17 protein-coding genes are annotated in these 19499 nt (G+C 69.5%); 7 read left to right on the top strand and 10 right to left on the bottom strand.

The window, feature by feature from the left end; genetic code table 11:
- Window positions 1–5 precede the first annotated feature (5 nt).
- The 4 genes from ACFOY2_RS03195 to ACFOY2_RS03180 form a co-directional block, all read right to left on the bottom strand.
- The gene (locus ACFOY2_RS03195) at window positions 6–515 is read right to left on the bottom strand and encodes a carboxymuconolactone decarboxylase family protein (RefSeq protein ID WP_379526368.1); all 510 of its coding nucleotides are present in this window, start codon (window positions 513–515) and stop codon (window positions 6–8) included.
- The gene (locus tag ACFOY2_RS03190; protein WP_379526367.1) at window positions 512–1591 is read right to left on the bottom strand and encodes an NAD(P)H-dependent amine dehydrogenase family protein; all 1080 of its coding nucleotides are present in this window, start codon (window positions 1589–1591) and stop codon (window positions 512–514) included. Before ACFOY2_RS03190 ends, ACFOY2_RS03195 begins: the two co-directional genes overlap by 4 nt.
- A 39-nt stretch (window positions 1592–1630) precedes the next feature.
- Complete coding sequence (locus ACFOY2_RS03185; RefSeq protein WP_379526366.1) at window positions 1631–2626, bottom strand: putative FMN-dependent luciferase-like monooxygenase; 996 nt, start codon at window positions 2624–2626, stop codon at window positions 1631–1633.
- Window positions 2627–2954: 328 nt separating this feature from the next.
- Window positions 2955–3827: a hypothetical protein gene (locus ACFOY2_RS03180; RefSeq protein ID WP_379526365.1), complete on the bottom strand. Its 873-nt coding sequence runs from the start codon at window positions 3825–3827 to the stop codon at window positions 2955–2957.
- A 564-nt stretch (window positions 3828–4391) separates the two neighbouring features.
- Here ACFOY2_RS03180 and ACFOY2_RS03175 point away from each other — a divergent pair.
- Both ACFOY2_RS03175 and ACFOY2_RS03170 read left to right on the top strand, forming a co-directional pair.
- Complete coding sequence (locus tag ACFOY2_RS03175; RefSeq protein WP_379526364.1) at window positions 4392–5393, top strand: NBR1-Ig-like domain-containing protein; 1002 nt, start codon at window positions 4392–4394, stop codon at window positions 5391–5393.
- 213 nt (window positions 5394–5606) lie between these two features.
- Window positions 5607–6245 (top strand): HNH endonuclease family protein, encoded by a 639-nt coding sequence (locus tag ACFOY2_RS03170; RefSeq protein ID WP_379526363.1) that lies wholly within the window; start codon window positions 5607–5609, stop codon window positions 6243–6245.
- A gap of 108 nt (window positions 6246–6353) precedes the next feature.
- Here ACFOY2_RS03170 and ACFOY2_RS03165 read toward each other — a convergent pair whose 3' ends face one another.
- Together ACFOY2_RS03165 and ACFOY2_RS03160 are read right to left on the bottom strand one after the other, a co-directional pair.
- Window positions 6354–7295 (bottom strand): ThuA domain-containing protein, encoded by a 942-nt coding sequence (locus ACFOY2_RS03165; protein WP_379526362.1) that lies wholly within the window; start codon window positions 7293–7295, stop codon window positions 6354–6356.
- A 206-nt stretch (window positions 7296–7501) separates the two neighbouring features.
- Window positions 7502–9364: an ABC transporter ATP-binding protein gene (locus ACFOY2_RS03160; RefSeq protein WP_379526361.1), complete on the bottom strand. Its 1863-nt coding sequence runs from the start codon at window positions 9362–9364 to the stop codon at window positions 7502–7504.
- A gap of 235 nt (window positions 9365–9599) precedes the next feature.
- On the opposite strand from ACFOY2_RS03160, the gene ACFOY2_RS03155 reads away from it, so the two are divergent.
- Together ACFOY2_RS03155 and ACFOY2_RS03150 are read left to right on the top strand one after the other, a co-directional pair.
- Window positions 9600–10778: a hypothetical protein gene (locus ACFOY2_RS03155; protein ID WP_379526360.1), complete on the top strand. Its 1179-nt coding sequence runs from the start codon at window positions 9600–9602 to the stop codon at window positions 10776–10778.
- Between the two features lie 102 nt (window positions 10779–10880).
- Window positions 10881–11402, top strand: coding sequence for a snapalysin family zinc-dependent metalloprotease (locus ACFOY2_RS03150; protein WP_379526359.1), 522 nt, complete (start codon window positions 10881–10883; stop codon window positions 11400–11402).
- A gap of 102 nt (window positions 11403–11504) precedes the next feature.
- On the opposite strand, the gene ACFOY2_RS03145 is transcribed toward ACFOY2_RS03150, so the two are convergent.
- Window positions 11505–12569 carry a PQQ-dependent sugar dehydrogenase gene (locus ACFOY2_RS03145; RefSeq protein WP_379526358.1) on the bottom strand — a complete coding sequence of 355 codons (1065 nt, stop codon included), beginning with the start codon at window positions 12567–12569 and terminating at the stop codon, window positions 11505–11507.
- A 254-nt stretch (window positions 12570–12823) separates the two neighbouring features.
- Here ACFOY2_RS03145 and ACFOY2_RS03140 point away from each other — a divergent pair, with 254 nt between their 5' ends.
- The 3 genes from ACFOY2_RS03140 to ACFOY2_RS03130 all read left to right on the top strand — a co-directional run bounded on the left by ACFOY2_RS03140 (window position 12824) and on the right by ACFOY2_RS03130 (window position 14813).
- Window positions 12824–12985, top strand: a complete 162-nt coding sequence (locus ACFOY2_RS03140) for a hypothetical protein (protein ID WP_379526357.1) — start codon at window positions 12824–12826, stop codon at window positions 12983–12985.
- Window positions 12976–14328, top strand: coding sequence for a glycosyltransferase (locus ACFOY2_RS03135; RefSeq protein ID WP_379526356.1), 1353 nt, complete (start codon window positions 12976–12978; stop codon window positions 14326–14328). The genes ACFOY2_RS03140 and ACFOY2_RS03135 overlap by 10 nt, the downstream gene beginning before the upstream one ends.
- 89 nt (window positions 14329–14417) lie before the next feature.
- Window positions 14418–14813, top strand: coding sequence for a peptidase inhibitor family I36 protein (locus ACFOY2_RS03130; protein ID WP_379526355.1), 396 nt, complete (start codon window positions 14418–14420; stop codon window positions 14811–14813).
- Window positions 14814–14880: 67 nt separating this feature from the next.
- Here the strand turns inward: ACFOY2_RS03130 and ACFOY2_RS03125 are convergent, their stop codons facing one another.
- The 3 genes from ACFOY2_RS03125 to ACFOY2_RS03115 are packed head-to-tail and all read right to left on the bottom strand — an operon-like array spanning window position 14881 to window position 19498.
- Entirely contained in the window at window positions 14881–16596 is a 1716-nt protein-coding gene (locus tag ACFOY2_RS03125; RefSeq protein WP_379526354.1) for an ABC transporter family substrate-binding protein, read from the bottom strand.
- Window positions 16593–18662: a dipeptide ABC transporter ATP-binding protein gene (locus tag ACFOY2_RS03120; RefSeq protein ID WP_379526353.1), complete on the bottom strand. Its 2070-nt coding sequence runs from the start codon at window positions 18660–18662 to the stop codon at window positions 16593–16595. The genes ACFOY2_RS03125 and ACFOY2_RS03120 overlap by 4 nt, the downstream gene beginning before the upstream one ends.
- On the bottom strand, window positions 18659–19498 hold the full coding sequence (locus tag ACFOY2_RS03115) for an ABC transporter permease (protein ID WP_379526352.1): 840 nt from the start codon (window positions 19496–19498) through the stop codon (window positions 18659–18661). The genes ACFOY2_RS03120 and ACFOY2_RS03115 overlap by 4 nt, the downstream gene beginning before the upstream one ends.
- Window position 19499 lies beyond the last annotated feature (1 nt).

Raw genomic sequence — 19499 nt, 5'->3', positions numbered from 1 at the left:
TGCTCCTACGGACGGGCCCGCGCGGCGGCGGGCGATGAGCCGCTGGGCAACCGGCACACGGTGTCCAGGCCCAGCACGTGGTTGAGCCGGCCGAACGCCAGCCAGGAGCCGATGCTCATGCTCAGCTCCACGATCTCGTGCTGACTGTAGACGGCCGTCATCCTGGACCAGAACTCCTCGTCGAGGCCGTGGTGGTCCAGGGCGTAGCGCTCGGCGTACTCGGCGGCCAGGCGGGTGCGCTCGTCGAAGGCGCCGGTGGTGCGCCATTCGGCCACCGCGTCGGCGAAGCCGTCCTCGACCTGCTGCCCGTCGCGTTCCGTGCGCCAGTCGAGGCAGAAGGCGCAGCCGTTGATCTGCGCGATCCGCAGCCGGGCGGCTTCGAACTCGCGCAGCCCGAGCGTCGTGTGGGCGTAGACGGCCATCGAGTACTTCGAGGCGGCGACCCCGATGCCGGGGATCATCTCGCCCCAGACGTACTCGATGGCGTCCTTGCCCTCAGGGATGTCGATGATCATGCGGGTTTCCTTCCGAGCCGGCCGGTCGCGGGGCGCAGGGGGACGTCGAGCGCGTCGTAGAGGCCAGGTTCCGCGTCGGCGAGCCAGTCGATGGCGTTGACGAGGCGTCCCGCCGCGGTGGCGTTCCCGCCGGCGGCGCGGTTGCCGCCCTCGTCGGTGGCCTCGACCGTCACCTCGATGCGCGGGCTGCCCTCGATGATCACCCGGTGGGCTCCGTCGCCGCTGAGCGGGCTGGGCCAGTCCGGCGCGCAGGACGGGTGGATGCGGGTGACGTGCTCGACGACGATGCGGGGCACGCCCTCGACGACACCCAGCACCTCGAACCGCACCGCGCCCTGGGTGCCCGCCGCGAACTCGCCCATGGCCTCGGTGTTCACGGCCGCCTCGAGCGGGCGCCGCTCCACGCTCTCGCGCAACTCGTCGAGGACGACGCCCAGGGCCCTGGCCATCAGGCGCACCTGACCGCCCCAGACCATGGACGGGACCGTCGGGGCGAGCATCGGCGGCTGGTAGTCCATCGGCTGGCCCATGCCGACCAGGTACCGGACGGAGTCGGGCTGGTCGTAGGCCGAGTAGTCGAAGATCTCCTGGCAGCGGACGGCGTCGATGCTCGTGCCGAGGCCGCTGATCAGCAGCGGCAGCACGTCGTTGCCCCAGCCGGGGTCGACGCCGGAGACGAACAGCGACCCGCCGCCGTCCCCGACGGCTTTCAGCACCTGCTCCCGCTGCTCCTGCGGGGCACCGCCCTGGTCGTAGAACGCGTACAGCGAGGGGGTGACGACCACGGCTCCGGCCCTGATCGCCCTGACGACGTCGGCGAGGGCGGCGTCGGGGCGGATGTCGCCGGAGGCGGCGTACACGACGGCGCGGGGGCCGGCCGCGAGGACGGCTTCGACGTCACAGGTGGCCGTGACGCCCAGGTCGCCTCCGAGTCCGGCCAGGTCGCCCGCGTCGCGGCCGGCCTTGGCGGGGTCGTGGACGAGCACGGCCGTGAGCTTGAGCGCCGGATGGGCTTCGACGGCGCGGATGGCGGCACGCCCGACGTTGCCCGTGCCCCAGACGACCGTGGACATCATGGCCGGAGCGTAGCAAGCGCTTGGTTTGGTGTATAGGCCCTATCCCGGACGGCGGGTGAGCGCGTCGGGCGCCCAGCCGAGCGCGGGCGCGACCTCGGTCGCCAGCAGCTCGATCGAACGAAGGACGAGCGGGTGCGGCGGATCCACCGAGTGCACCTGGAAGACCAGATCGGTGACCCGTTCGAGGGTGGGGTCGGCCCGCAGGCTGTCGATGACGTCCTGCGGGGTGCCCACGTGCACGTCGAAGGCGGCGATGCGGGTGTCGAGGTCGCCGTCGGGCAGCTCGAACGGCAACCGCCCTCGTCCGAGGCCCTGTTCGGCGCAGCGCAGCGCCTCGGCCCTGCTGTCGGCCACGAACGCGGTCCGCGAGGCGACGATGCGCGGCGTCGCCCCCGAAGGGAGGTTCGCGTAGTAGGCGTCCACGATCGGGCGCTGGATGTCGGCCAGCGTCGCCTGCGGGTCGTCGGCGGGCCTGGGCTGGGTGCGCGACAACATCAGCCCGTGACCCGCCCGGCCCGCACGTGCGCCGCCCGCCTCCGAGAACGTCGCCTGCCAGATCGCCTCGAGCAGCCGGGGCGCGGGCGGATAGAGCCGGTTCCCGCCGCCGAGGTCCTCCCCCGACCAGGCGCGCACCAGCGTCTCCAGATGGGCGGCGTAGATCGCCGCGCGGTCGGCGCTGTCGTGCCCGAACGGCGCGAACGACGACGGCGTCCCGCCGCTGCCCACGCCGACCTCCAGCCGCCCGCCGGTCAGCAGGTCCAGGACGGCGGCATCCTCGGCCACCCGCACCGGCTGTTCGAGCGGCAGGGTGATGATGCCGGTGCCGAGCCGGATGCGGCTGGTCCTGGCCGCCACATGGGCCAGGAACACCAGCGGCGCCGGCAGACCGCCCTCGGCGCCGTCGAAGTGGTGCTGCGCCACCCACGCCGTGTCGAACCCGTACGCCTCCGCGTGCTCGATCTGCTCGGCGGCCAGCCGGTAACGCTCGCCCGCGGGCACCTCGTCGAGCAGCCTGGTGAAGAAACCGAGCCTCATCGCACCGGCCCCGGATGAGGGTATTGGTGCCGAGGATCGGTGAAGACTCGGCTGGTCGTTCCTGATTCCACGATGAGTCCTTCACTCGTGACGGAGACGGTGCGCAAGCTCCGGCGGGCAGCACGCGGGCGATCACCATCCGCTGCCCGCCGGACGGCTCACGCGGCCTGCGCGCGAGCACATCCTTGCGCAACGCGACCCTATCGAGCAGGTCAGCGCCCCAGTCACGCCGGGCCCCGCAGGCGCCGAGCCCAAAGCCATGCACGATGTCGGCGACCGACCGTGCTGCCGTTGAGTGAGGCACCCTCCCGACGGCCGTTGGGGTCCGTTATGAGCCGGTGGTGGTGACCGGTCCGTTCAGGGTGATGGGGCCGTTGAGGTCCTCCGTGGCGGCGGGGCCCTCCAGGTCGTCGAAGTCGACGACCTGCCGAGCCGGAGGCGCCACGACCTTCACCTTCGTCCCCCACCCCGAATAACGGGTGTCGGTCACCGAGTGCACGGACTCCTTGACCTTCTTGCCGTCCAGGTCGACCCCGACGGTCGTGTACTTGTACTCGGTGACCAGCCGCACGGGCAACTGGTCGCGGTTGAGGAAGAGCCGGTAGGAGATCGTGCGCACCTCGGTGGGGGCGAGCGGGTCAGCGTACAGGTCGCGGGCGGTGAGCGTGCCCCGGTATTCGCCCGCCTTACGGGTGGCGGCCTTCGCGATGGCGGCCTTCAGAACGCGCGGGTCGAGAACGTCCACGAGCTGGCCTCCGCGCTGCCCGTGGCTGCCCCACAACGAGTCGCCCTGGAAGCGCACCCAGCTCTTCCCCTCGGGCATCGTCCCCCATTCGAAGCCGCGCACATAGGTGCGGGGCCCGACCTTGACGGCCCGGAGCGGCTTGATCAGCCTCGCCTCGTCCTTCTTGTCGAGGGTTCCCTTGAGTTCGGGAGAGAGTTTCACCCTGGAGGTGAGATCGTAGTCCGCGGCACTGGACGCGCCGAATCCGATCACACCGGTGGTACGGGTCGGGTAAGCGCCCTTGTACCCCGAGACGACGGTCCGGTTCTCCTCCGAAACCCGCACTCCGAGCCCGGCGGCGAACTGCTTGCGCAGGCTCTTGACCGGGTCAGCAGGGGCCGCCGCGTATGCCGGGCCGCCGCCCGCGAGGACGGCGGCGGTTAACACAGGGACGACGGCGGCTGCGAGATTTTTCATATTCGTTCCTCCGGGTGGTCGTATTTCCCGGGGGAATCATGGCGGCAGGCCGTCACGGATTCATCTCGAACGACTCTCAAGCGCCTTGATCGACCGGCCGTCGCACCCCGGTCTACACCTCTGACCTGCTGATTCAATTGTCCAACGTCCGTTGGAAAATGCTCGGACATTAACCGCTTGGCAGTGACGGCGACGGCGGGCAATGGTGGTCGCAGAACGACCGGCCAAGCCGAACCAGAAACGGGGACAGTTTCATGCGCGTCCGTGCCGAGACAACATCGCTTCCGTGGCCGCCACGATGTTGGTCCGCTCGGCGCTCGCGCCCGCACCTCACGCGGTCACGAATCGCAGCGTCACCGTTACTCCCGGGGGAGCGGTGACCACGGCAGCAAGAAGTTCACGGGGCTTCCACCCCACCCTCCAGTCCATCGACGAAGTGACCCGCTGCGGCTGATCGCAAAAGTCACTCCACGCACCCAGGACCCTGGTAGAGCTGATTTCGCGGTGGCATCCGCTCTGCCTGGGTCCTGACCTCTGCCTGCCCTTTTTGGTAATCTCTATTGAATGGCGGAGACGTCCGGATCGCAGGATGAGGGCACGGGATCGCGACGGGGGCGCAGGCCCATCCGGCCGGCTCCCGAGTCCGGCCCTGTCGCGCTCTTAGCGCATCGTCTCTGGCAACTCAAGGAAGAGGCGGGCGACCCGTCGTTCGCCGACATGGCCTCGCGCCTCGGCGCGGCGGCGTCGAAGTCGTCTCTGGCGGCGGCCGCTCGGGGGAGCACGCTGCCGAGCTGGGAGACGACCTGGGAGTTCGTCCGGGTTCTGGCCGTCGACCAGTTGGGGCAGGACCCAGAAGAGGTCAGGCGGGAGTGGCGGGCGCATTGGCAGCGGGCGGCGAACGCCTCCGACTCCGAGAACGAGACCTCCATGGAGCCCCACCCCCCGGCCGGCTCACAGGCCCGGCCCCCGTCCAACGAGCCCGCGCCCGGTCAGCCTGCTTCCGCCGAGCCCACCTCGGGTCAGCCCACCTCCGTCCAACCATCCTCCGGTCAGGCCGCGTCGGCCGAGTCCGGCGTCCGGCTCACGTCCGTGCGGCGGCTGACCCTGCTCGCGACCGTGTCGGGCGTGGTCGGCGTCGGCGCCGCTCTGCTGGCTTGGCTCGTTCCCATCAGGGGTGAGAGCGAGCCGTCGGCCTCCCCCACGCCGTCCACAACGCTGCACACCACTCCGCACGACAACTCGGTCTTCGAGCGCGACGTGACCTATCCAGACGGCACGCTGGTGGACCGTGGCTCGTCCTTCGACAAGACCTGGCGCATCCGCAACGCTGGCACGGTCCCATGGGAGGGGCGCTACCTCACGCGGATGAACGACACTCCGTGCCAGGCGCCGAAGCGGGTCGAGATCCGGCCGGTGCGGCCGGGTGAGTCGGTCGACATCACGGTACGCGTCCGCGCCGCCGACGACCCGGGCCAATGCAAGATCTTCTGGAAGATGACGGACGCCGACGGCACCCCGTTGCTCGCCGGCAAGAAGCCGATCTTTCTCGACGTCACCGTGAACTGACCTCGCGGTTAACGTCTCTCCAATTTTGACCGGCCCGGCGGGGTCGTCATGACGACCAATGTCAGGAGTCGCTCAACACCCCGGTGACAGCTCGGCAAACCTGGCCATATATGGACCAAAGGGACACTGTCACCGTCGAGGTGCCCGCCTTCCTCGTACCCTGACCGGCCCCCTTCGCCTGTCCGAGGACGGCGGCAGAAGGGCCTATCCCCCATGCACCGCGACCGCGCGATCCCCGCCGCCCTCGGCCTCGTCTGCGCGACAGCCCTCACCCTGGTCGCCACCTCCCAGCCCGCCGCCGCGACCCCGCCCAACATCCCCTCCGCCTCCACCGCGGCCTCCCGGCTCAACTCCCTCACCGTCGCCGCCGAGTCCCACGGCAGCACCTACGACCGCGACCTGTTCCCGCACTGGATCACCGTCAGCGGCTCCTGCAACACCCGCGAGGAGGTGCTCAAGCGGGACGGCACCAACGTGGTGACCGACTCCTCCTGCGCGGCCACCTCCGGCTCCTGGTACAGCCCGTACGACGGCGCCACCTGGACCGCCGCCTCCGACGTCGACATCGACCACATGGTCCCCCTCGCCGAGGCGTGGGCGTCGGGCGCCTGGTCCTGGACCACCTCCCGCCGCCAGCAGTTCGCCAACGACCTGGGCGGGCCGCAGCTCTGGGCGGTGACCGACAACGTCAACCAGTCCAAGTCGGACAAGGACCCGGCCGAGTGGCAGCCGCCGCGCACCGCCGAGCGCTGCCGCTACGCCCGCGCCTGGGTCCAGGTGAAGTGGTACTGGGGCCTGAGCGTGGACAGCGCCGAGAAGAGCTCGCTGAGCAGCATGCTCTCCTCGTGCTGACGACGGCACACAGCTGACGACCCGGCACGGCCGTGCAGCGCCGCACAGCCGCACGGCCGGACGACAGCGTCCGGCTGATGACCGGGCACGGATGACGACCGCGTCGGCTCAGCGGCAGAACGGCGCGGCGCCGAGCACCGACTTGATCCCGCCCAGCAGGTGCCGGATGAAGTACTGGTCGCCCTCCAGCGGCTCGTCGGTCCACGACTTGACGTCGTGTCCGAGGGTCGTCAGCCACGCCTTGCCGCCGTCGTAGTACTGACACCAGCTCACCGGATGGTGATCACCGTGGCCGGGGTGGCCGAGGCTCCCGCGTACCCCATTGGGGAGGGTGCCCTCGTCCACCTCGGCCAGCACGCGGACGCGCGTGGGGTACGGGATGAGGTTGTACCACTCGTCCGTGAACGCCCAGCGGGGCGGCAGGCCCTGTGTGGAGGCGTCGCGCCGGTTGACGGTGACGACGGTGCCGGGCTGGTTGGGGCCGTGGTCGTAGAAGTTGGCGTTACCGAGCAGCCCTTCGTACCAGGGCCAGTTGTACTCCGTGCCGAACGCGTTGTGCACGCCGATGAAGCCGCCTCCCGCGCGGACGTACTGCCGCAGCGAGGTCTGCGCCGCGTCGTCGAGGGCGTCGCGCGTGCTGCTGAGGAACATCACGGCGTTGTACGACAACAGTTTCCCCGCCGTCGCCAACTGGGTGACGTCCTCGGTGTAGTCGACCGCGAAACCGTTCTCCTTGCCCAGCTCGAGCACAGCCTTGATGGCGACGTTGTCGTCCTTGAGCGGCGGGTTCATGCCGGGGCCGAGCGGGGCCCCGAGGTGCGGGTGGCGGAACCCGGCGGTGCGGCTGTAGACGAGCAGGCGCAAACCCTTGGCGGGGTCGAAGTTGCCCCAGTCGTGGTAGCAGCGCGGGTCGGTGCCCCTGCAGACACCGTAGTCGGGGTCGCCGAGGTACTGCGCGCCTTCGCGCGAGGTCGCGGAGCTGGGCGATATGGCGGTGAGCAGGAGTGCCGTCATGCCGGCGACGGACAGGAGCGAACGGTTGACGCGCATGGGCACCTCACGTGGGTCCGCTGCGATGGACCTGATGATCCACTTTTGTGCGAGGGTAACCCGCCCCGCGGCTCTTGCCCACACAACGCCCCCAGACGAAGGACGACGAACGCAAGCGGGACACCCCGACCCAGCGACGGGGGGCCCAAGAGTCGAGGACGGGGCGGCGTGGCGGCCCGCACCACGCCGCCCCGAACGAACCTCCGTTACCGGTAGGCGGTGGCCTGCAGGGTGTACAGCTCGGCGTACAGGCCGTCCAGGGCCATCAGGGTGTCGTGGTCGCCCTGTTCGGTGACCTTGCCGTGGTTGAGGACGTAGATGCGGTCGGCGTAGCGGACGCTGGCCAGGCGGTGGGTGATGAGCAGGACGGTGCGGCCGTCGGCGTGGCCGCGGATGCGTTCGAAGAGGGCGTGTTCCGCGCGGGCGTCGAGGGCGGCGGTGGGTTCGTCGCAGATGAGCAGGTCGGCGTCGCGGTGGAAGCCGCGGGCGACGGCGATGCGCTGCCATTGGCCGCCGGACAGTTCGTGGCCGTCCTTGAAGCGGCGGTCGAGCAGGGTGCGGTAGCCGTGGGGCAGGTCGGCGACGACCTCGTCGGCGCCGGCGACGGCGGCGGCCGACTCCAGGGCCTGCTGTCCTTTGTCGGTGCCCATGGTGATGTTGTAGCGGGCGGTCAGCGGCCAGCGGGTGTGGTCCTGGGCGATGACGGCGGTGCGCAGGCGCAGCTCTTCCGGGCTGACCTGGCGCAGGTCGGTGTCGTCCCAGCGGACGGCGCCGGTGTCGGGCTCGTACAGGCCGGACAGAATCTTGGCCAGGGTGGTCTTGCCGGAGCCGTTCTCGCCGACGAACGCGATGATCTCACCGCGCTTGATCTCGATCGACACCTCACGCAGGGCGGGCTCCTCGGCGCCGGGGTAACTGAACGAGATGGACTCGGCGGTGATGCGCTCGAAGTTCTCTGGAGCGGGGGCGGGACGGGAGCCGACCAGGCGGCGTTCTGCGTCGGCGCAGAACTCCAGGAAGTCGGTGAAGTACAGACCCTGCTCATAGAGGCGGTTGGTGGCGTACATGAGGTTGCTGAGCGACTGCTGGCCCGACCTGATCGCCAGGACCGCGGTGCCCGCGATCGCCAGCGGGATGGCGGCCAGCGCGAGCAGCGCGCCGAGCGCCACGTAGACCAGGCCCGTGCCGATGCCGCCCAGCGCCTCGCCGACCAGCCGGGCCGTCATCTGGCGTTTGGCCAGGCCGAGCATGACGTCCTGCTCGGCCTTGGCCACGGCGTCGTACATGCGCAGCAGGAAGCCCCGCATCGTGAACGAGCGGACCTCGGCCGCGGCCTCGCGCTCGGCCAGCAGGGCAGAGATGATCCACTTGCGGCGGCGGGCCGGGATCAGGCTGTACATCGTCGAGTAGCGCATGCGCGCGCTGCGCACCGCGGCCCACGCGTCGGGCAGGACAGCGAGCAGCAGGAGCGGGAGCAGCACGGGGTGGAGCACCCCCAGGACGCCGGCCGCGGCCGCGATGCCGACGGCGGCGGTCACGACGTCGACGGCCGAGGTGACGACCGACTCCGCCACGACCACCCCCCTGCCGCTGGCACGTTCCAAAGAGTCGTGGAACTCCGGGTCGTCGAAGGCCACGAGCTCCACCCGGCTGGTCAGGCCGTACAGGCGCTCCTCGGTCAGCCGGTCGATCTGCGGGGACAGGCGCGACTGCGCCCAGCCCGCGCCGGCCTGGGTCGCGGTGCGGATGACCGCCGCCGCCCCGACCAGGGCGAGGCTGGGCAGGGCGGCCATCACGCGGTCGGGGGTGGGGCCCTCGCTGAACAGCGCCGTCAGCACGCCGGTCGTGGCCAGCAGGCCGAAGGCGGTGAACACCCCGCCGACGAGGCTGAGCGTGATCGTGGCCAGGGTGTCGCGGGGGCTCGCCTCCCAGGCCATGCGCATCGCCTGGCGCACGAGCGAGGGCAGGCGTCTGGCGATGGTCAGGAAGCCGACCTCCGCCATCCTGTCGTTGTGGACGTTCCACCGGGGGAAGGAGATCTCGCCGAGTTCGAGCGGCTCGTTCTGCATGCTCTGAGTGTGCACGCAGGCACTGACAGTTTCCGCTCGCGACGAAGCGACCTTTGACCCGCGCGCCTCACATGTAAGTTTCACGCGTTGTTGACGCCCGATTTGAACGTTGTAATACTCCCCCCGAATCAGCCACCGGCCCTCCTGCATAACAGCAGTTCAGGCGTTTGAAGGTGAGTGAATCGATTCATCGAAAGGTGGAGGCGGTGGCGCCCCCCACCATCAGGAGCGGAGTATGCGAAGCAGCGGCAACAAGCGTCGGATCGGCCTGACGGCCGCCCTCATCGCGCTGGCGCTCACGGCGTCCGCGCTCTCCGCGCCGGCCTCGGCGCGCAGCCACACCGAGAGCACCGCGAGCGCTCTGGCCTGCGGCGACGGCTCCTTCAACGCGGAGGCGACGCTCAGCGGCAGCACCTGGACCGCCCGCAACGGCAGCAGGACCGTCTACACCGGCACCAGCATGCTCTCGGCCATGCAGGCGGCGGTGGGCAGCCTCACCGCCGGCCGCACCGGCAAACAGCGGGTCGTCGTGCGCGGCTCGGGCTCGATGAGCGCGGGTTCGCGGCTGTCCCTGCCGAGCTACACCACGCTGGACGTCTGCGGCACCGTCAACGTGACCGGCTCCGGCTCGGGCGACCAGGCCGTCGTGTACGCCAGGGGCGTGACGGACGTCGAGGTCCAGCACCTGAACGTCACCGGCGCCCCGCTGTACGGCATCTTCGTGCGCAACGGCGTCAACATCACGCTCGGCCAGATCGACATGCGCCTGTCCGGCGGCCTGGGCATCCGGATCGACAACCACGGCGACCGCAGCGTCCGCACCAGGAACGTCCGCATCGACAACGTCTACGTCTCCGGCACCAGCACGCACGGCGTCGAGACGTACGGACTCGACGGCCTGACGATCGGCACCGTCGTGGCCCGCAACACCGGCGACTCGGGCCTGCTGCTGAACGACACGATCAACGCGACGGTGACCACGGTGGACGCCCAGGGCGCCGGCACCGGCACCGGTTACGCGGCCTTCCGCATGGCCAACAGGAACGGCCGGATCGGCAGCTCGTATCCCACGAACATCCGCGTCGGCCAGGTCATCGCGCGCGGCGGCGGACGGGGCGTCTTCTGTGTCTCCGAGAGCGGCGGCGCGGTCATCGACCGGGTGGACATCGCCCAGACCGGCAACAACGCCATCCTCATCGAGAACTGCTACAACGTGACCATCGCCGCCCAGAGCGGCACGGTGACGGGCCCTGGCGACATCCGGATCGCGGCCCGCTCGGAGTTCCCCAACACCTCCGACATCGTCATCCAGAACCTGAGGGTGACGAACTCCGCCATCACGGAGAACCCGTGCGGCGTCAACACCACGTTCAGAAACAACACGCTCGTCAACAGCAAGCAGACCATCTGCTGATCAACCCGGCCATATCACCGTAGTAGGGGCAATCTGACACGTATCCGGGCGCGGGGGTGCGAATACCGTGACAGCACCCCCCTAACCCTCGGAGGACGCCCCGTGTCAAGACCGCTTCGCCTCGTGCTCTCCCTCGTGCTCAGCCTCGCCTTCCTGCTCGTCACCGCGCCGGCCCAGGCCACCTCCCTGGTCACGGTGCTCAGGTACGACCCCAGCCGGGCGGCGGAGTTCGTGAGCGTGGTGAACCAGGCCGCCCAGGTCTGGAACTCCAGCGTCACGAACGTCCGGCTCGTCCAGGGCACGCCCGCCAACTTCGTCGTGTACGCCGACAACGGCTGGCCCCGGGCCCTGCCCACCGGCCTCGGCCGCGGCACCATCTGGATCGGCAGGGAGGCCACCAGCCAGGGCTACAACCACCTGCGGATCGCCACGCACGAGATCGGCCACATCCTGGGCCTGCCCGACCGGCGCACCGGACTCTGCAGCGACCTCATGTCGGGCTCCAGCGCCCCGGTGAGCTGCGCCAACGCGAACCCCAGCAGCGCGGAACGGGCCGAGGTGAACCGTAACTTCGCCGGTGGCACGCCGGCGGTGGAGTTCGGCCGGCTGCACGTGAACCGCTGACCCCACGGAGCCGGTGGTGCCGCCATCCCCCAGCCGGCGGCTGCCACCGGCTCCGTGGCCGCCCGCCGGGAACCAGGCTGCCTGGTTCCCGGCGGGATGAGCTCAGGCGCCGGTCGGCGGGATGCGGATGACGCGGTCGTCGGCGGTCACCGGGGAGCCCCGTCCGTCGCGGTTGCTCGTCGTCAGCCACAACCAGCCGTCAGGGCCGACCGCCGCCGCGCGCAGCCGTCCGTACGTCCCCCGCAGTTCGGCGACCGGCGTGCCCGCCCCGCCCGCGGACGTCACGGGCACCGTCCACAGCCGTGTGCCGCGCAGCGCGGCGGCGAAGAGGGTGTTGTTGGCGTAGGCCAGTCCGCTCGGCGACGCCTCGGACGTCGCCCACGTCGTGATGGGGTCGCGGAAGGACGGGTTGCCGCAGACGCCCTCGCAGGTGGGCCAGCCGTAGTTGCCGCCCGCCACGATCCGGTTGATCTCGTCGCGGGTGTTCTGCCCGAACTCGCCGGCGAACATCCTGCCCTGCCCGTCCCAGGCCAGCCCCTGCACGTTGCGGTGCCCGTAGCTGTAGACCCGGGAGTTGCCGAACGGGTTGCCCGAGGGAATGCCGCCGTCGGGCGTCACGCGCAGGATCTTGCCCGCGGGGGTGTTCAGGTTCTGGGCGTTGGCGGTGTTGCCGGCGTCGCCGGTGGCCACGTACAGCATGCCGTCAGGGCCGAAGGCGATGCGCCCGCCGTTGTGGATCGAGGACCTGGGCACGCCCGATAACAACACGTTCTGGGTTTGGGGCGCGCTCAGCCGCAGGCGTACGAGCCGGTTGTCGCCGCTGGAGCTGAAGTAGGCGTAGACCCACTGGTCCTGGGCGTACGTCGGCGAGACCGCGATGCCGAGCAGCCCGCCCTCGCCGGACGCGGAGACCCCGTTGACGGTGGCCACGGTCGTGGGCGTCTGGCCGGGGCTCATCCGCAGGATCCTGCCGCCGCGCTCGGAGACCAGCGCGCTGCCGTCGGGCAGGAACGCCAGCCCCCACGGCACCTGCAGGCCGGTGGCGGCGACCTGCGCCCGGGAGTAGTCGAAGCCGCCGATCGCCTGGGCCGGTGCGGGGGCGGCGATGACCAGCCCCACGGCGGCGGCGAGGATCATGATCAGGGACGGTTTGGCGCGCACGCTCATAGCGAGCTCCTTGACCGACTGTCGAGATCATTGTCAATGGGAAGCCTATGCACTTTCCCGCCCGCCAACAACGGCCCCCTTCGGGCACAGACATATCCCTGGCAACCCGACTGCGCGCAAGCGCCGCGCGGCACCGTGGGAAGGGCAACAGCAGCCCTCTCCTGATCATCCATGCCTTTAGCCACCTCGGGGATTACAAGAACGCCAATCCGGAGAAATCGACCCCGTCATCCCAAGTCAGCCAAGGAGTCCACATGCCGTACGCATCCCTTGTCGGCTACGGCGGCGGCGTCGCGGTAGCCGCCCTGGTCGTCGGTCACCTGTGGGTGGCCGTTCTGTGTGCCGTACTCGTGCTCACCACCGCCCTGCTGATCCGCCGCGGATTCCGCCGCGGCCGGGACCCAAAGTGCCGCTAGTCACGGCACGCTACGCGGGCCACAAAGCGTTGGTCCTGTTCGCCGCCCTGCCGCTCGGCGGGTACGCGGCCTGGGGCGTCGCGGATCTGGCGGCCAGGACGGGCAGTCCCTACGCCGTGCCGATCGCCTGGCTGGTGTCGTTCCTGCTGGTGTGGTGGATGCCGCTGGCCTGGCTGGAGCAGCCGATCAGGGCGCCGCTCGCGCGCCGCGCGGAGTTGACCGCCCTGCGGGTGACCGTCCAGGTCCCCGTCTACAACGAGGACCCGGCGGCGCTGCGGGCGTGCCTGCGTTCGGTGCTGGCCCAGAGCCGCCGGGTGGACCGGGTGCGGGTGGTCGACGACGGCTCCGCCGACCGGGTCACCGGGGAGCCCGTCACCTACGACGACGTACGCCGCGAGTTCGAGACCGAGGCGGCCCTGCGGGGCGTGGAGACGACCTGGGATCGCACCGAGAACCGCGGCAAGCGCTTCGCCCAGATGCACGTGCTGGCCGGCGACGACGCTGACGTCTTCGTCACCCTGGACAGCGACTCGGTGCTGGACCGGCACGCCGTCAGGGAGGGCTTGCAGCCGTTCGCCGACCTCCGGGTGCAGTCGGTGGCCGGGAACGTGCTGGTGCTGAACCGCACCGCCAGCCTGCTCACCCGGATGACGTGCGTGCTGTATCTGCCGTTCACACGCGGCCTGCGCAGCGCCCAGTCGGTGCTGCGCCGGGTGACGATCAACTCGGGCACGCTGGCCTTCTACCGGGCGGAGGTGGTGCGGCGCTGCGCGGGCGCCTACGAGAACGAGCGTTTTCGCGGCCGTCCCATGCAGATGAACGACGACTCGATGCTCACCTTCTACGCGCTGCTCGCGGGCGACACCGTCCACCAGCCCTCGTCGATGGTGTTCACGCTGGTGCCCGAGCGGTTGCGCCACTACGCCAACCAGCAGTTGCGCTGGATGCGCGGCACGACCGTGCGCCATCTGTGGTGGTTGCGGTACATGCCGCTGACCGGCGTGGTGTTCTGGGCGACAGTGGCGGAGTACCTGCATCTGCTGCTCGCGCCGGCCATCGGGATCGTGCTGGTCGCCGATCCGGTGTCGCGGGCGCACCTGGGCGAGTTCGCACTGTCCGTCCTGCGGATCGGCGTGGCCATGAACTACCTGATGGCGCTGCGGCTGTTCACCGTGGAGCGCGGGGACGAGCCGATGCGGGCGCGTCTGCTGACGTTCGCGCTGGCGCCGCTGGCCTCGCTGTGGCGGCTGCTCGTTCTGCTCCCGCTGTACCTCTACGCGCTGCTGACCTGCTGGCGCGTCAGCCGCTGGGGCACCCGCGGCCGGGTCGAGGTCGCGGTGTAGATCACCCTCTGGCGCGGCAAGATCCCGCCATGTAGTGTCGATCGAAAGAAAGTTTCACCCATGGAGGAATGGTGGGCAAGAAGCTTCACATGCTGGCGTTCCCTCTCGCCGCCGCGGCCCTGGCCGCCCTGGCGACCCCCGCCCAGGCCGCGGAGGGATACGACCGCTGCCAGGAGGGCTACTACTGCCTGTTCTCCGGCTTCGACGGCACGGGAGACATCGTGCAACTCCAGGGCAACACGCCCAACCTGGCCGCCCTGGGCATGGGCGACCGGGCCAAGTCCGACTGGAACCGCACCGACACGCTCATCTACCTGTTCTCAGAAGCGAACTACGACGGCTGCGCGGCGGTGACCAGCCCGCGCGGCAAGGGCAACTTCTTCATCACCTACCGCGACTTCTTCGACTCGGTCCAATTCGGCGGCCCTGGCGGCATGTCCTGCGGCATCACCGTCAAGAGCGGGACGACCGGCTCGCACGGCTGATCGTCCTCCAGAGACGAGCGACCCCCGACCGGAGGTGACCGGCCGGGGGTTTCTCAGCGGAAGGAGATCAGCTGGTGAAGCCGACCGCCGACCAGTCGTAGTACTTGTAGCCGCGGGCGCCGTAGTTGGCGAGCGTGCTCTTGACGGGCCTGATGTCGGGACGCTGGTACAGCGGGATGGTGTGGACCATGTCCCAGATCAGCTTGTCGGCCTCGTTGGCGAGCTGGATGGCCTTGGCCGGGTCCATCTCGTCCACGGCGGCCTGGATGGCGGCGTCGACGGCCGGGTCGCTGGCCTTGGGGAAGTTGCTCTCGGAGCCGGTCTTGTAGATCTGCGGCATCGAGCCGAGCGGCAGCGGCGTACCGATCCAGGCGAACGGCACCAGGTCGAAGTCGCCCTTGATGATGAAGTCGGTGAAGAACTTGTCATCGGGGACCGGGCGGATCGTGACCTTGATCCCGGCCTCCTTCAGCATGGCCTGGGTGAGCTCACCAATCGTCTTCGACATCGGCGTGGACGCGGGGATGACGAAGTCCAGCGCGAACTCCTTGCCGTCCTTCTTGCGGTACTCGCCCTCCTGCTTCCAGCCGGCCGCGTCGAGCAGCTGCTTGGCCTTGTCCAGGTTGTACTTGCCGAGGTCGCCGGAGTTGTCGACGTAGCCCTTGTGGTTGTTCATGAAGACGTGGTTGCCGAGCGTCTGCTGCGGCCACTCCATGTCCTTCAGGCCGGCCTGGGTGATCACGTCACGGTTGATCGCGTACGCGACGGCGTGACGGACCGACTTGTCCTTCAGGAACTCGCTCTGGTTGTTGACCGTGATGTGGGCCCAGTTCGGGCTGAGCGACTTGCGGATCGCCGCGCCCGGCACCTCCTTGGCCCGCTTGAGGTCGGCCGGGTTGCCCGCCAGGACCTCCATGGAGTCGATCTCGCCGTTGGCGAAGGCGTTCATCTCGGCGGCGGGGTCGGCGATGGCGCGGAAGATGACCTTGTCGAGCTTGGCCTTCTTGCCCCACCACTTGTCGTCACGCACGAGCGTGAGCGTCTTGGTGCCCTCGTCGATCTTCTCGACCTTGAAGGGCCCGGCCGTGGCCGGGATCTTCTGCTTGTAGTCGTTGTCGTACGCCTCGGGCGTCTTCAAGTGCTTGGCCGGGAAGAGGTGGGAGGTCCCCCGGTTGAACATGCCCTGCCACTCGGAGTAAGGCTTGGCGAACGTGATGATCGCGACCTTGTCCGAGTCGCCCTTCTTGACCGACTCGATCTTGTCCCAGCCGTCGGTGGAGGCCGGCTTGAACTTCTTGTCCTTGCCGCTCTGGGCCTTGGCCGTGGCCTCGATGTCCTCCCACGTCATCGGCGTGCCATCGGACCAGACGGCCTTGTCGTTGAACGTGTAGGTGACGACCTGCTTGCCGTCGACCATCTCGTTCTTGACGTCGGTGACGTAGTCCGCGTTCGGCGTGAACTCGGCCTTCTCATCGGACATCATGAGCTGAGGCATGAAGACGTCGAGCATGACGGCCGTGTCGGCCTGGTTGCCGTCGACGTGGTTGCCGTTCCACTGGGTAGGCCACTGCCCGATCGCGAGAGTGAGCGTGCCGCCGTCCTTGACCTGCTCGTAGGGGACGGGGTTGATGTCGATGGCCGGGGTCTCCGCCATCTGCTGCTGGGCCTGCTGCGACTGCTCGGCGTTCGGCTTCTTGCTCTCGCTGCCGCCCCCGCCGCCACAGGCCGCGACGGCCATGGCCAGGACCGCCAGTCCCGCCGTCGCACGGTATCGAACCTTCACTCTTCCTCCTGATTTTCCGAGGCCGTGATGACCTCGATCTCCTCCGCGTAGTGGCAGGCGGCGCCGTGGTCTACGGCGTTCGCGAGCCGGGCAACCGAGGGCTCCTCATCCACACACCGCCGCTGTTCGGCCTCGCCGAGCGTGGCGAACTTGGGGCAGCGGGTGCGGAACCTGCATCCAGACGGCGGGTCGGCCGGGCTGGGCAGGTCGCCTTCGAGCAGGATCCGCTTGCGGGTGCGTTCCATCTCGGGGTCGGGCAGCGGGATCGCCGACAGCAGCGCCTGCGTGTACGGGTGCGCGGGACTGTCGTAGACGTCCTTGACCGTCCCGATCTCGGCGATTCTGCCCAGGTACATGACGGCCACCCGATCGGCCAGGTGCCTGACCACGGCCAGATCGTGGGCCACGAACAGGTACGACAGCCCGAGCCTGTTCTTCAGCTCCTCCAGCAGGTTGATCACGCCCGCCTGGATGGAGACGTCGAGCGCCGAGACCGGCTCGTCCAGCACCAGCAGCTTCGGCTCCAGCGCGAGCGCGCGGGCGATGCCGATGCGCTGCCGCTGGCCGCCGGAGAACTGCTGCGGGTAGCGCTCGGCGTGCTCGGGCGCGAGCCCGACGAGCTGCAGCAGCTCGGTGACCTTGGCCGCCACGTCCTTCTTGCCGTGCGCGCGCAGCGGCTCGGCGATGATGTCGCCGACCGGCATGCGCGGGTCGAGCGCGGCCATCGGGTCCTGGAAGACGATCTGCAGGTCGCCGCGGAGCGCCTTGCGGGCCGCCTTGTCCAGTTTGGCGCTGTCCTTGCCGAGCACCACGACGCGACCGCCCTGCGGCGGCTGGAGCTGCAGGATCTGCTGCAACGTGGTGGTCTTGCCGCAGCCGGACTCGCCGACCAGGGCCAGCGTCTCGCCTTGGGCGACGTCGAAGCTGATGCCGTCGACCGCGTACACGGTGCCGACGCGGCGCTTGAAGACCGCGCCCTTCATCAGCGGGTAGTGCCGGATCATCTGGTCGAGCTCCAGCACCGTCTCGCGCTCGGCGCGCGGCACGCGTACCACGTCGCTCGGCGGGATGACCGGCACGGGGAACACGTCGGCGCCGGTCAGGCCCTTGTGCTCGATCTCGTGCGAGCGGATGCAAGCCACGTGGCGCCCGCTGCCGAAGGGGGTCAGCGGCGGCTCCTCGTCGTCGCACATGTCCACCTTCATCGGGCAGCGCGGCGCGAACGGGCAGCCGGGCGGCAGCGCCGCCGGCGAGGGCGGGTTGCCGTCGATGGGGACGAGGGCCCCCTCCTCGCCGTCGATCCTGGGGATCGAGGCGAGCAGCCCCATCGTGTACGGCATCCGCGGCCGGTAGTAGATGTCGTCCACGGGCCCCTGCTCGACCGGCCGGCCCGCGTACATGACGAGCACCCGGTCGGCCATGCCGGCGATGACGCCGAGGTCGTGGGTGATCATCACGATTCCGGCGCCGGTCTCCTGCTGGGCGGTCTTGAGCACCTCCAGCACCTGCGCCTGGATGGTCACGTCGAGCGCGGTGGTCGGCTCGTCGCAGATCAGCAGGTCGGGGTCGTTGGCGATGGCCATGGCGATCATCGCGCGCTGCCGCATGCCGCCGGAGAACTCGTGCGGGAACGCCTTGGCCCGCAGGCCGGGGTTCGGGATGCCGACCAGGTCGAGCAGTTCGACCGCGCGCTTGCCCGCCTTGTCCTTGCCCATCTTCTGGTGGATGCGCACGGCCTCGGCGATCTGGTCGCCGATGGTGTAGACGGGGGTGAAGGCCGACAGCGGATCCTGGAAGATCATGCTGATGGCCTTGCCACGGATCTTGACCTGCTCGTCCTCCTTCATGCCGAGCAGTTCGCGGCCGTGCAGCTTGACCGAGCCGCCGACCACGGCGTTGCGCGGGAGCAGGCCCATGACGGCCAGCGAGGTGACGGACTTGCCCGAGCCCGACTCGCCGACGATGCCGAGCACCTCGTTGCGCTCGACCTCGTAGCTGACGCCGCGCACGGCCTCGATACCGCCGGGGAAGGTGACGGTGAGGTCCTTGACCTCCAAGATGCTCACGAGTTGCTCCCCGGGTCGAGTGCGTCACGCAGGCCGTCGCCGATGAGGTTGACGGCGAGGACGAGGGCCACCAGCAGGCCGGCGGGGAAGGCGAACAGCCACGGGTAACCGGTGGCGTCGCGCGAGCCCTCCGCAATGAGGGTGCCGAGCGAGACGTCGGGCGGCTGGATGCCGAAGCCGAAGAAGGACAGCGCGGCCTCGCCGATGATCGCGCCGCTGACGTTGAGGGTGGCGTCGATGATCAGCAGTGAGGACAGGTTCGGCACGATGTGCCGAAGGATGATCTTCCAGCGCGGGATGCCCATGTAGACGGCGGCCAGGACGTACTCGCGCTCGCGCAGCGAGAGCGTCATGCTGCGGACCACCCTGGAGGTGATCATCCAGGAGAACAGGGCGAGCAGCACCACGAGCCAGAGCCAGGAGCCGCCGCGCAGCCGCGGCGAGATGATCGCGATGATGAGGAAGCTGGGCAGGACCAGCAGCAGGTCCACGCCCCACATGAGCGCCTTGTCCAGCCAGCCGCCGAAATATCCGGCGAAGGCGCCGACGATCGCGGCCAGGCCGGTGGAGATCAGCGCCACCAGGATGCCGATGATGATCGACTTCTGCATGCCGCGGAGCGTGACCGCGTACACGTCCTGGCCGGTCTTCGTGGTGCCCCACCAGTGGTCGGCGTCGGGCGCGGACATGAAGGCCATGAAGTCCCTCTCTGTCCAGTCGTAGGCGCCGAAGAGCGGGCCCAGGTAGGCCAGGCCCACCAGCAGGATCAGGGCGAGGAAACCGTAGCGGGCCTGGTTGTTGCGCAGCAGGCGCCTGAGGACGACCTTCGATCGCATG

Source organism: Nonomuraea purpurea (assembly GCF_042650645.1).
In the GTDB taxonomy this organism is placed as follows: domain Bacteria; phylum Actinomycetota; class Actinomycetes; order Streptosporangiales; family Streptosporangiaceae; genus Nonomuraea; species Nonomuraea purpurea.
The sequence above is the reverse complement of the archived record's forward strand: the minus strand, read 5'-3'. Positions and strand labels throughout refer to the sequence as shown.